We start from the raw sequence: 11,657 nt of genomic DNA, 5'->3' as shown, positions 1-11,657 counted from the left end.
GCGGCGGCGGCCGGTGGCCGTGACCAGCTCCAGCTCCAGGTCGAAGGCGTGCGGCTGGTCGTTGCCCTTGCCGGCCATGGCCTCCTGCAGCAGCCGTGCGGCCTCGGGCTCATAGAACGACAGCACGGAGTCCAGCGTGGGCTGGTAGTCGGGCTCGACATCGTGGATGCGGCGCATGCCGTCCGACCAGCGCACCCCCAGCGTGTGCAGGTCCAGCTCCCAGCCGCCCACGCCGGCCACCCGGCCCGTGCGCACCAGGAAATCCTCGCTCGCCTGCAGGGCCGCCTCGGCCTGCTTGCGCTCGGTGATGTCGCGCCCCACGGAATGCAGCAGGCGCTCGCCGTCGGGCCCCAGGCGCACCTGGTTGGTCCAGGCCAGCCATTTTTCGGCACCGTCCGGCGTGACCATGCGGTTTTCGCCGAAGGTCACCTGGTCGGTTGCCATGATCCGCGCGATGCGCTCGCGCACGATCTCGCGGTCGGCCGGGGCCACGTAGTTGTACAGGCTGGTACCCAGCATTTCCCCGATGCCGAGCCGGAACACGCGCGGGTAGGCCGGGTTCAGGTAGACCAGGGTGCCGTCCGCGCGGGCCAGCGACACCAGTTCCGCCTGCTCCTCGATCAGGCCGCGGTGCTGGGCCTCGCTCGCGGCCAGGGCTTTTTGGTAGCGGCGCTGCCCGGCCAGCAGCAGCACGATCTGGATACCGCAGAGCAGCACGAACAGCACCAGGGCGGTTACGGTCCAGGTGGCCAGGCGCCGGCTCTGGACACTGCCCTCGGCCACGGCCAGGTTCAGGCGGTCGCGTTCGGCGCGGATGGCGTCCAGCACGGCATGGACGTGGCCGCGCGCCTGGTCCATGTAGGTCGCCCCCATGTCGGTGCGCACCAGGCGCAGGGCTTCGTCGGGCGAGCCGACGTCATGCACGCGCAGCGTCTCCTGCAGCTCGGCGAGCTTGAGGCGGATGGCTTCGCGCGCCTGTGCCGCGCGGGCCGGCACCTGGGCGTCCTGGAGCGGGATGCCCTCCAGGCCCTTGAGCTGGTCGGGCATGCGCGTGAGGGCCGCATGGTAGGGAGCCAGGTAGCTCGAATGCCCCGTGAGCAGGTAGCCGCGCTGGCCGGTTTCTGCATCGCTGAGCGAGACCAGTACCGTCTGCAGCATGCGCAGGCGGTTGGACAAATCGGCCTGGAGCGTGGCACGCAGCCGGTTTTCGTCCGCCTGCCGCGCGAAAAGGACGGTGCCTGCCACCAGCGCCACCAGCGAGAGGGCGAGCGCCGCCGCGGTCAGGTACAGCCGCCTGCCGGTCGCAGGCACGCGTGGCTGGAGTGCCAGGTCCATTGCTTCCCACTCCTTGTCGTGTTGGCTCTGTCCCACCCTGCGGCGTGCGGATGGCGATATTGACTGGGATCGTAGCCAGAAAACGCAGGGTTTCGGCTCAGGTGAAGCGAGGATGGCGCGGCATCGGGCCATGCCACCGGCGTGTCGGCACCTTCACCTGCACCTGGACGAAACCGATTCGGCACCAACCAGTGCCGAAGCGGCACACCTCGCGCCGCATCGAATGTAACCATGGGTAACCCAATTCAACCGACAGGAATGCCCCATGGACACGATGATTTTGAAGAAAGTCCGAACCATTGTTTCAGTGCATGTGCTGGCCCTGTCCAGCATGGCTGCCTGCGCACAGGACTACCCCTGGAAAGCCATCACCCTGGTGGTGGGCTACCCTGCAGGCGGCAGCGTGGACCTGGTGGCACGGGCCGTTGCGCCTGGGCTGTCGCGCCGCCTGGGCCAGCCCGTGAACGTGGAAAACATCCCCGGCACCAGCGGCGCCCTGGCCGCGGCCCGGGTGGCACTGGCCGAGCCGGACGGGCATACGCTGTTGCTGGGCTCGCCGGCCGAGGTGGGCATCAACCACCTCGTGAGCCGCCGACGCGATGGCTACAACCCACTCAAGGACTCCACGCCCATCGGCCTGATCGGCAGCCAGCCCCTGGTACTGGTGGCCAGCAAGAAGACGCCGGTGGCCAGCATCGACGAATTCCTGCGCGCCACCGCCGAGGCGCCTGAGGCCATGCGCTACGCCTCGTCGGGCATGGGTACGCCGCTGCACCTGGCGGGAGAGACCATCCGCCAGCAGTCGGGCGTGCGCATGGCGCACGTGCCCTCGCGTGGGGCCGGGGCCATGCTCGCCAATCTGGACGGCGGGAATGTGGACTTCGCCGTGATGGTGCTGTCCAGCGCCCTGCCCCATATCCGGGACGGCAAGATCAAGGCCATCGGCATCACGGAGCCAGAGCGTTCCGCGGCTGCGCCCCAGATCCCCGCGCTGGCCGAACACGCACGCTTCAAGGGAGTGGATGCCGGCGTGTGGTTTGGCCTGCTCGGCCCCGGCAAGCTGCCGCCTGCCACCACCAACCGCCTGCGCGAGGGCCTGCGGCAATTGCTGCAGGAGCCCGAGCTGCGCAAGGCGCTGGGTGCCGCCGGCCTGACCATGATGGACGGCACGGATTTCGCGCCCTTCCTGCAGGCGGAGATCCAGAAATTCAGGCGCGTGGTGGAGTTCGCCAACATCCGCAACTGAGGAGCCGCTATCCTCCGTCTCCTGCGTTGCCGGTGATCGGCAGCACGATGCCGGTGATGTAGCTTGAGCAGCAAGGCGCTGCCAGGAACACATAGGCCGGCGAAATCTCCTCGGGCTGGGCCGGGCGCCCCATGTGGGTGCTGGCACCGAACTGGGCAATGTCCTCGGGTGTCTTGTCGGCCGGGTTGAGCGGCGTCCACACGGGTCCCGGGGCCACGGCGTTCACGCGGATGCCCTTGTCGGCCAGGTTGTGCGCCAGGGCCTTGGTGAAGGCGTGGATGGCGCCCTTGGTGGCCGAGTAGTCGAGCAGCTCCTTGCTGCCGCGCAGGCCCGTGACGGAGCCGGTGTTGATGATGGCATCGCCCCGGTGCAGGTGCGGCAGCGCGGCCTTGGCCATGTGGAAGTAGCCGTAGATATTGGTCCTGAAGGTCTCGTCGAAGCGCTCTTCGGTGAGGTCTTCGAGCGTGCTCGCATGCTCCTGGAAGGCCGCATTGTTCACCAGCAGGTTGAGCTTTCCGAAGGCCTTGACCGCGCGGTTCACCGCGCTGGCGCAAAAGCGCGCACTTTTGACGTCGCCCGAGATGGCGATGCAGCGCCGGCCCTCGGCCTGCACCAGCTCGCAGGTGCGCCGAGCGTCCTCGTGCTCGTTGAGGTAGGCGATGGCCACATCGGCCCCCTCCCGGGCGAACAGCACGGCCACGGCCCGGCCGATGCCCGAATCGCCGCCCGTGATCAGCGCCGACAGGCCTTCGAGCTTGCCGCTGCCATGGTAGTGCGGCGCCTCGAAGCGCGGCGGCAGCGACATGCGCGCCTCGATGCCGGGCTTGGCGAGAGGCTGGCTGGGCAGCGGGGTGCCCGGCTCGGCACGACCGGGGCCGGGTGCCACGGCCTTTTTCCTGGGCTGCGGTTTCTTGACTGAGGATGCCTTTTTCTTGCTTGCGTCCTTGGCATCCTGCTCGGCCTGGATGCGTTTTTGCTTGTTGGCGGTCTGCTCCGCGGCGGATTTCTTCATGCACCCTCCCCTACTTGAGCCATTTGCGCTGTGGTTTGGGTTGCACGGTGACGTCCACCGTCTTGTGCACACCGGGCTGGCCGGTGGCAGGGTCGGTCTCGACCACGTCCTCCAGGTCGATGTCCTTGACCTCCGAGTTGGTCTCCTCTTCCAGGTCTTCCAGGATGTTGTCGATCTTGCGTTCGGCCTTGTCGACTTCGGCTTTGGGGAGCGGGGTGATGCGCATGGTGCTACTCCTAGGGGAATGCACCATTCTTGGCAGCCCACCGCCGCCCGGCTGTCATCCATTGCCGACGATAAGCTGTCCTCTTATGCCGACAGGCACACCTCAGAAATCGACCCTGGCCGACAACTCGAAGCTGCGCTGCGGCGCCAGCAGCACCTGGCTGGTGGCCCGGCCGGCGTAGCTGGCATAGAGCTTGTCCGTCAGGTTGCGGATGCGAAAGCTCAGCAGCGCCGGTTTGAGGCGGTAGCTGGCCGCGAGGTCGGCCGTAGTATGGCCGTTGATGCGGATCTGGTTGGCGTTGTCCGTGTACATCTTGCCAGTGTGGTTGACGGACAGCAGCAGGTTGAGCGGCAGGTCCTTGAAGCGGTAGCTGGCAAACAGATTGGCCACGCGCTCGGGCACATTGGGCGGGGTGTTGCCCACGCGCGAGACGCCGCCCGCCTCGACCAGCGAGTCGAAGCGCGCATCGAGCGCCGCCACATTGCCCGACAGCGTGAGTTGCTTCGTGGCGCGCCATGCGGCGGAAAACTCCACCCCGCGCGAGGATTGGCTGCCGTTGTTCACCGTGAGGTTGGCGTTGTTGGCATCGCGCGAGAGCACATTGTCCAGGCCGATGTGGTAGGCCGCTGCCGTCCATTCCACATCGCCCGTACTCTGCTTGAAGCCCACCTCGAACTGCTTGCCCTTGGACTGCGGGAAGACCGCATTGCCTGCGGACAGCAGGAACAGCGAACCCACGGGGATGGTGGCATTGGTGTACTGCGCATAGACCGACGATTCTGAAGACAGGTCGTACACGGTGCCCAGGCGCACCGAGTTGGCCGAGTACTTCGTGCCGAACGCGCTGAACGTGCCCAGGTTCAGGTCGGTCACGCTGCGGTCCACGTCCACCCGGTCGTGGCGCAGGCCGCCGACCAAGGTCCAGGCTTTCGTCAGCTTGAGCGCGTCTTCGGCGAAAACGGAGCTGCTGTGCACGTCCGACGTGAAGTTGGTGCGGTTGCCGCCGCCGGCCATCAGGGCCGGGTCGTCGTTGTAGGTCCCCACCGCAGGATCGAACAGCGGCACGCGCAAGGTGGCATTGGTGCTGGCCGAGCCGTTGGAAAAGCGCCGTGTGTTGTCGAAATCGGTCTTGCTGACCTCGCCGCCCACCACCAGCTTGTTGGCCAGAGCGCCGATGCGGCCTTCGTGCGAGGCGTCCAGCCGGTTGGCCAGGTAGCGCTGGTCGTGCGCGATCAGGGTCTGGTCGCGCGTGATGGAGCCAGGTACGGTAAACACCGCGCTCTCCGCATTGCGCCACAGCCGCTCCACCTTGTTGGCCGTGAATTCGTTGCGCAGCGTCCATTCGGGCGTCACCCGGCTGGTGATGCGGGCGCGCAGCCAGTACGCCTCGGACTGGTTGCGGTCGTCCAGGATGTTGTAGTTGCTCTGCGCGACGCGCCGGTCGATCACCCGGCCGTCGGGCGTGCTGACCACGAGGGTCGGCTGGGTGGACAGGCTGCCCGGGATCAGCGGCGTTCCCCAGTAGGCATGGCCCTCGTCGCGCGAATAGTCGAACGACAGGTCGAGCCGCGTGGCGCGCGCCACGTCGAAGGACAGGCCCGTGGTCAGGTGCTCCAGCTTTTCGCTGGTACGGGCGATGGTGCCCACGCGCGTATCGTTGCGGCTGTAGTCGAGCCGGTAGGCCCCGGTCTCGCCCACCGCACCGCCCAGGCCCACGGCGGCGCGGGTCGATCCGTAGCTGCCGTAGGACAGCAGGGCCTCGCGGCCCGGGTTGTTGCGGTCGGGCCGCTTGGTCTGGAAGTTGACGATGCCGCCGATGGCGCTGTCGCCCTGCAGCACCGAGGCCGGGCCCTTGAGCACCTCGATGCGCTCGTAGTTCCAGGTGTCTTCCACCCGGTTGGTGACGCCCGCGCCCGACATGCGCACGCCGTCGTACAGGTAGAGCACGTTGGTGAAGCCGCGCAGCGACAGCGTGGTGGGTGCCGAAGGCGGGCCGCCACCGGCCATGCCGGCGGTGCTGCGCAGCGCCTCGCTCAGGGTGCGGGCGCCGCGCTCCTGCATCAGGTCCTGCGAGAGGATTTCCACCGAGGCCGGCGTTTCGCGCAGCGTGAGGCCCAGGCGCGAGGCGCTGCTGCTCTTGTTGGAAAGCTGCAGGCTGCCCTCGTCCCGCCCGGCCTGGATGTTGACGGCCGGCAGCTCGGCCTCGGTGGCCTGCGCCAGCGCGCCCTGCATGGCGGCCGCCGCTGCCAGCGCGACGGCGCTGCGTTTGAATGAAGTCATGGTGTGTTCCTGGAGTGTTGACATGGGAATCGGGCTCAGACCACGCGGTAGCGGCGCAGCCGCCAGGCCGCCACGCCCAGCAGCACCAGCGTGGGCAGCAGGAGCTGCAGCACCGTACGTGCGGCCTGTGCCTGCACGGCGCCCGCCTGCTCCTCACGCCAGTGGAAGGCGGGGATGCGTGGGAAATCGGCCTCGGTGAGGGCCAGGCCGCCGTCGATGCGGGGGTAGAAGAAGTCCTTCCAGGCCTGGTGGTAGCTGGCCACCTGTGCCAGGAACCAGGCATTGCGGCTGTGCCCCGTGCCGGCCAGCGCGGTGATGCCCTCGTAGGCCACGGCTGCGGGCGACAGTGCGCTGAAGCGCGCCACCAGCGCCTGCTGGCGGGCCTGCTGTGCATCGAAGCGTGCCAGTTCGGGCTTCAGGGTCTCGTCCACCTGGCGCTCTATGCGGTAATTGGCCATGGCCCGGCCGCTCATGGGCAGGCGGCCGCCCCGGGGCACCAGTGTCTCGGGCTGGTCCACGTGCGTGTAGTCGGTGGCCAGCAGCGCCGCGTTGTGCGACATGGCCTGCGCCGTGACCACCCGGGTGCGCGCTGCCAGCTCGGCGCGCGAGGGCGCCGGGCTGGCCTGGGTCACCGCGATGTTGAGCAGCACGGGCGCCACCAGCACCAGCACCACCCAGCCGATGACCAGCACCATGGCGTTGGTGGCCGACGACCAGCCGAAGGCATTCACCGCCACCACCGCCGTGAACCAGAACAGCGCATAGGCCCCCACCACCAGCGCCCACCACAGGGTGGCGCCCGGCGCGGCGAGCGCCTGGGGCCGGGCGATGAGCAGCACCGCCAGCGGCACCAGCACCGCAGCCCCGAGCAGCACGGCCGCGCGCACGGCGATCTTGGCCGCCACCAGCGTGGGCAGCGCCAGCGGCTGTGACAGCAGCAGGCGCAGCGTGCCATCCTCGCGCTCGCCCGACAGCAGGTTGTAGCTGAGCGCGAAGATCAAGAGCGGCAGCAGGTAGACCACGACGAAGGCCAGGTCGAAATGCCCGCTCTGCAGGTGCCAGGGATTCTCGATGTCGTTGTTGTGCAGGAAGTTGACCTTGCTCTGGTGCGTGACCTTGAACTGCGCCGGGAACAGGTCGGTCTGGCCCAGGGCCACGGGTGCCAGCGCTGCGCTGCGCATCACGGCATGGTGTGCACCCAGTCCCCCCGCCATGTTGGCGGGGTTGGCCGGGTTGCCAAAGGGCGTGGGCACTTCCGCACCGGCCATGATGCGGCCGAGCTGCGCCAGTTGGCCGCTGCGCGCCTGGCCGTCGGCCGCCACCAGGGCCGCCTGGGCCTGGTCGCGCTGGCGGGTCTGCAGCATGCCGTTGAACAGCGCATAGCCCACGAGCAGCAGGAACAGGCCGCCCACCAGCCACAGGCTGCGGTCGCGCACAAGAAGGCTCAGCTCCTGCCGGGCGACCAGGCGAAAGCGTTGGAATGGGGAAGAGGGGTTCACCAATGTCTCCTACAGCGCCCGCTGCCGTGCGACGGCCACGCAGGCAAAAGCCACCGCCAGCGCAAGGCCGGCGCACAGAATCAGCAGGCTGGCGCCGCTGCGGGCCAGTGCCCAGCCGAAGGACGGCGCGTGGTAATCAAATGCCGGCACCCGCGCCCACAGGGAAGGGCTGGCCTGGTAGGCAAAGTGCTGGCGGCCCAGCGGGTCGGCGTGGTCAACCAGATCCTGGCTCACGGTGTCCTGGATCACGCGCCGGTGGCGCTCGGCCGCAGTGGTGAAGTCGCGGTGGTGCGCGAAGTCGGTGCCGGCCATGGCGCTGGAAAAGCTGCGCATCGCCAGCAGCGGCAGCAGCAGGCCGCCGGCCTCCTGCACGGCCTGCTGCTGCTCCCAGGTGTCCCACAGCCGGCCGAAATGGCGGTCGTACACGGCGTAGCTGGCCTGGTCGTCGAGCTTCAGCGCCCTGCCCCATTGGTTCAGGGGCACGTCCTTGCTCCAGCGCTCGGTGGTGCCGAAGGCCTGCATCCAGGTCGTGTCGGAGGTGGCCTTGAGGTCGGCTGCGAGCGCCTGGTTGAATTCGAGCCGGGTCGGGCTGGGAAAGATGGCGCGCGAGAGCTCGGACAGCACGCGCGGCGCCACCACGGCGTTGGCGATCCACAAGGCCAGCAGCACGGTGATGGCCACGCGCGAACTGCGCGAGGCGGCCGACACCCCGAGCGTGGCGAAGACGAAGATGGCCAGGTACAGCGCATAGCCCATCGCCAGCCCGCCAAAGCGCAGCAGCGCGTCCAGGCGCTCGCCGCTGCCGGCGGACAGCGCCACGGCCGTGGCCGCGATCAGCCCGGCCGGTACCAGCAGCACCCCCAGGGCGCCGCCCAGTGCCAGCGCCTTGCCCCACAGCAGCCGCAGCGGCGGCACGCCCAGGCTCAGGGTCTGGCGCAGCATGCCCTGCTCGCGCTCGCCCGCAAAGGCGTTGAAGCCCAGCACCACCACCAGCAACGGCCCCAGCACCTGCAGGATCCAGCCCACCGAGAGGTCGCCGAAGCGCTGCAGGCCGGTGGCGTCCTGCGCGGGGCGGAATTTCACCTCGCTCTGGCGGTGCGCCTGCAGCCACACGGTGCTGCCGATGTAGGGGTTGATGCCCGCGTCCAGCAAGGCCAGTGCCGCGTCGGGCTTGAAGGCGTGCATGCCCTGGTGGGCGGCATCGTGGGGGTGGCGCGCGCCCTGGCGCAGCCAGTCCTGGTAGTCGGAGTTCTGGGCCGCGGCCTGCTCGGCGCGCGCCTCGCGCTGATGGCCCCACCCCACGGCCAGGGCGGTGAGCAGCAGCAGCACGACGATGCCGCCCGCCCAATAGAGGCGCCCGTCGCGCAGGCGCTCGCGCAGGTCCTTGGCGGCGATGAGCGCGATCATGCCGTGCCCCGCATGTGCTGCAGGTACAGCGCCTGCAGGTCGGTTCCACTGATCTCCTGGCCATCGAGGCTCTCGACCAGGCGGCCCTGCTTCATGATGCCGATGCGGGTGGCCGTCTGCCGGGCGTGGAACAGGTCGTGCGTGGTGGCCAGGATGGCCACGCCCGCCTCGCTCGCGCGCTGCAGCAGGCTGGTGAACTCGGCGGCGGCGTGCGGGTCCAGGCCCGACGTGGGTTCGTCCAGCAGCAGGGCCTTGGCCTCCTTGGCCAGCGCCACGGCGATCCAGATCTTCTGGCGCATGCCCTTGGAGTACGCGGCCACGCGTTTGTCGGCCGCGCTGGCATCCAGCCCTACCTGGGCCATCAGCTCCAGCAGGCGCGTGCGCGGCGGCGCCTCGCCCAGCGCCAGTGCGGCGAAGTAGCGCAGGTTCTCCAGCCCGGTCAGCGTGCCGTAGAGGTTGACCTGCTCGGGTATGTAGGCCAGGTACTGCTTGGTGGCCACGGGCTCGCGCGTGACGTCCACGCCATGCACCAGGGCCTGGCCGCCATCGGGGGCGATGAAGTTCAGGAACAGGTTGACCGTGGTCGTCTTGCCCGCGCCATTGGCGCCCAGCAGGCAGTAGATCTCGCCTGGTCGGATGCACAGGTCGAGCGGGTGCAGGGCGGTCTGGTCGCCGTAGCGTTTGGTGAGGCCAATGGCTTCGAGCACAGGATGTCCTTCGGTGAAAGATGGGGAAATGGAGGGCACAGGCTGGCGCCGGCCCAGGCAGGTCGTTGACCGGCCGTGGCCTCTTCGGGCGGGTTCAGCTCAGGCAGGCGCCGGGTGTTCCACCCGTTCCCATGGGGGAAACGGGTCGCTCAACAAGCGCCAGCGCTCCGGGGGCAGGCGGCGCTCCGCATCGGTCAGCTGGGCGCTGCGCACGGCCTGCTCGATGGCGCCCTGGTCCAGCCCGATGCCGATGAACACGATCTCGTTGATGCGGTCGCCCCAGGGCTCCTGCCAGCGCCGCTCGATGGCGCGGCGCTCTGCACTGCCGGGCGGCGGCAGGTCTTCGGGCCTGGACGCCGCCCACCAGTGGCCCATCCCCTCCACCGTGGCCCGGTTGCCAGCGCGTGAATAGGCCACGGCCCATTGCGGACGGCTGGCCAGCCAGACATGGCCCTTGGCGCGCAGCAGTCCGGGGATCGGCGCCTCGGCCAGGGCGGCAAAGCGCGCCGGGTGGAAGGGCTCGCGCGAGCGCAGCACGAAGCTCGCGATGCCGTACTCCTCGGTCTCGGGCGTGTGCTGGCCCGCCAGCTCCCTCGCCCAGCCGGGCATGGCGCTGGCACGCTCCAGGTCGAACTTGCCGGTGCCCAGGATGCGCGCCAGCGGCACCTGGCCGCGCTGCGCCACGACGATCTCGGCCACGGGGTTCAGGGCCTTCACGGCCCCCATCACTGCCAGCAACTGGTCGGCATCCACCAGGTCGGCCTTATTGACCACCACCACGTCGGCAAACTCGATCTGCTCGGCCAGCAGGCCCGCCAGGGTGCGCTCGTCGCCTTCGCCTGCTGTCTCCCCGCGCTGGGCCAGCAGATCGGCGCTGGAATAGTCGGCCAGCAGATTCGCGGCATCGACCACCGTGACCATGGTGTCGATGCGCGCATGGTCGCTGAGCGACTGGCCGTTCTCGTCCCGGAAGTCGAAGGTGGAGGCAATGGGCAGCGGCTCGCCCACGCCGGTCGATTCGATCAGCAGGTAGTCGAACCGGCCCTCCAGTGCCAGCTTGCGCACCTCCAGCAGCAGGTCTTCGCGCAGGGTGCAGCAGATGCAGCCATTGCTCATCTCCACCATCTTCTCTTCGGTGCGCGACAGCGCTGCACCGGCGTTGGCGGCACCACGCTCCAGCAGCGAGGCATCGATGTTCACCTCGCTCATGTCGTTCACGATGACCGCCACGCGCAGCCCTTCGCGGTTGGCCAGCACATGGTTGAGCAGTGTGGTCTTGCCCGAGCCAAGGAACCCGGAGAGAACGGTGACGGGCAGGAGTGAAGTGGTGCGCATGATCTCTAAATGATAATGCGTTATCAATATCAATTGCAACCCGGTGCAAAAAAATGCGGCGGCTCTGGGTGCGGGCTTTACAGGAGGCTGCGCCCACACCCAGGGGCAGCACCTGTGCGCACATTTTTTTCACTGATAATTGGTTATCAACAACAAGCCCTGCGGCACCGCCCCCCCATGGAACGATCCACCCGGCAGCGCGCCGCCATCCTGGCGGCGATTGCAGATGCCCAGCGCCCCCTCACCCCGCAGGAGGTGCTGGACAGCGCGCGCGAAGCCGTGCAGGGCCTGGGCATGGCCACGGTCTACCGCAACATCAAGGCCTTGCTGGAGGATGGATCGCTGCAGGCGGTGCAACTGCCGGGCGAAAGCCCGCGCTACGAGCCGGCCGAGCACGAGCACGGGCACCACCACCACCATTTCCAGTGCACGGTGTGCTCGCGCGTGTTCGACGTGCACGAATGCCCGGGCGACCTGGCCGGCATGGCGCCCAAGGGTTTCACGGTGGAGCGCCACGAGCTGACGCTGTATGGCCGCTGCGCGGACTGCGCGAAGGCGGCCGCCGCGGCCCCGAAGACCCGCGCCAAGGCCGCCGCCACCCGCTGATCGG

10 protein-coding genes are annotated in these 11,657 nt (G+C 68.7%); 2 read left to right on the top strand and 8 right to left on the bottom strand.

Features of this window, described 5'->3' with window-relative positions; genetic code table 11:
• Nucleotides 1–1,335: CHASE3 domain-containing protein (locus PMI14_RS05520; protein ID WP_007850905.1), on the bottom strand; the 1,335-nt coding region annotated here is incomplete at its 3' end.
• Between the two features lie 265 nt (nucleotides 1,336–1,600).
• On the opposite strand from PMI14_RS05520, the gene PMI14_RS05515 reads away from it, so the two are divergent.
• Nucleotides 1,601–2,581 carry a tripartite tricarboxylate transporter substrate binding protein gene (locus PMI14_RS05515; protein ID WP_007850900.1) on the top strand — a complete coding sequence of 327 codons (981 nt, stop codon included), beginning with the start codon at nucleotides 1,601–1,603 and terminating at the stop codon, nucleotides 2,579–2,581.
• 7 nt (nucleotides 2,582–2,588) lie between these two features.
• Here the strand turns inward: PMI14_RS05515 and PMI14_RS05510 are convergent, their stop codons facing one another.
• From PMI14_RS05510 to PMI14_RS05480, 7 genes are all read right to left on the bottom strand, one after another.
• Entirely contained in the window at nucleotides 2,589–3,593 is a 1,005-nt protein-coding gene (locus PMI14_RS05510; RefSeq protein ID WP_007850898.1) for an SDR family oxidoreductase, read from the bottom strand.
• 10 nt (nucleotides 3,594–3,603) lie between these two features.
• Nucleotides 3,604–3,819 carry a hypothetical protein gene (locus PMI14_RS05505; protein WP_007850896.1) on the bottom strand — a complete coding sequence of 72 codons (216 nt, stop codon included), beginning with the start codon at nucleotides 3,817–3,819 and terminating at the stop codon, nucleotides 3,604–3,606.
• Between the two features lie 102 nt (nucleotides 3,820–3,921).
• Nucleotides 3,922–6,099, bottom strand: a complete 2,178-nt coding sequence (locus PMI14_RS05500) for a TonB-dependent siderophore receptor (protein ID WP_007850894.1) — start codon at nucleotides 6,097–6,099, stop codon at nucleotides 3,922–3,924.
• A 35-nt stretch (nucleotides 6,100–6,134) separates the two neighbouring features.
• Nucleotides 6,135–7,598 (bottom strand): ABC transporter permease subunit, encoded by a 1,464-nt coding sequence (locus PMI14_RS05495; protein ID WP_007850891.1) that lies wholly within the window; start codon nucleotides 7,596–7,598, stop codon nucleotides 6,135–6,137.
• 9 nt (nucleotides 7,599–7,607) lie between these two features.
• Nucleotides 7,608–9,005, bottom strand: a complete 1,398-nt coding sequence (locus PMI14_RS05490; protein ID WP_007850890.1) for an ABC transporter permease subunit — start codon at nucleotides 9,003–9,005, stop codon at nucleotides 7,608–7,610.
• Nucleotides 9,002–9,712 carry an ABC transporter ATP-binding protein gene (locus PMI14_RS05485; protein WP_007850889.1) on the bottom strand — a complete coding sequence of 237 codons (711 nt, stop codon included), beginning with the start codon at nucleotides 9,710–9,712 and terminating at the stop codon, nucleotides 9,002–9,004. Before PMI14_RS05485 ends, PMI14_RS05490 begins: the two co-directional genes overlap by 4 nt.
• Before the next feature lie 99 nt (nucleotides 9,713–9,811).
• A complete protein-coding gene (locus tag PMI14_RS05480) occupies nucleotides 9,812–11,047 on the bottom strand; it encodes a GTP-binding protein (RefSeq protein ID WP_007850888.1) in 1,236 nt (411 codons plus the stop codon).
• A 177-nt stretch (nucleotides 11,048–11,224) separates the two neighbouring features.
• Here PMI14_RS05480 and PMI14_RS05475 point away from each other — a divergent pair, with 177 nt between their 5' ends.
• Nucleotides 11,225–11,653, top strand: coding sequence for a transcriptional repressor (locus tag PMI14_RS05475; RefSeq protein ID WP_035202482.1), 429 nt, complete (start codon nucleotides 11,225–11,227; stop codon nucleotides 11,651–11,653).
• Nucleotides 11,654–11,657 lie beyond the last annotated feature (4 nt).

Origin of the sequence: Acidovorax sp. CF316, assembly GCF_000276605.1 — a bacterium.
GTDB lineage: Bacteria > Pseudomonadota > Gammaproteobacteria > Burkholderiales > Burkholderiaceae_C > Acidovorax.
Note: the sequence above shows the minus strand (reverse complement) of the source record. Positions and strands in the feature narration are given on the sequence as shown.

Coding starts and splice junctions, on each gene's coding strand:
- PMI14_RS05515 (WP_007850900.1), top strand. CDS start 1,601: ATGGACACGATGATTTTGAAGAAAGTCCGAACCATTGTTTCAGTGCAT.
- PMI14_RS05510 (WP_007850898.1), bottom strand. CDS start 3,593: ATGAAGAAATCCGCCGCGGAGCAGACCGCCAACAAGCAAAAACGCATC.
- PMI14_RS05505 (WP_007850896.1), bottom strand. CDS start 3,819: ATGCGCATCACCCCGCTCCCCAAAGCCGAAGTCGACAAGGCCGAACGC.
- PMI14_RS05500 (WP_007850894.1), bottom strand. CDS start 6,099: ATGACTTCATTCAAACGCAGCGCCGTCGCGCTGGCAGCGGCGGCCGCC.
- PMI14_RS05490 (WP_007850890.1), bottom strand. CDS start 9,005: ATGATCGCGCTCATCGCCGCCAAGGACCTGCGCGAGCGCCTGCGCGAC.
- PMI14_RS05480 (WP_007850888.1), bottom strand. CDS start 11,047: ATGCGCACCACTTCACTCCTGCCCGTCACCGTTCTCTCCGGGTTCCTT.
- PMI14_RS05475 (WP_035202482.1), top strand. CDS start 11,225: ATGGAACGATCCACCCGGCAGCGCGCCGCCATCCTGGCGGCGATTGCA.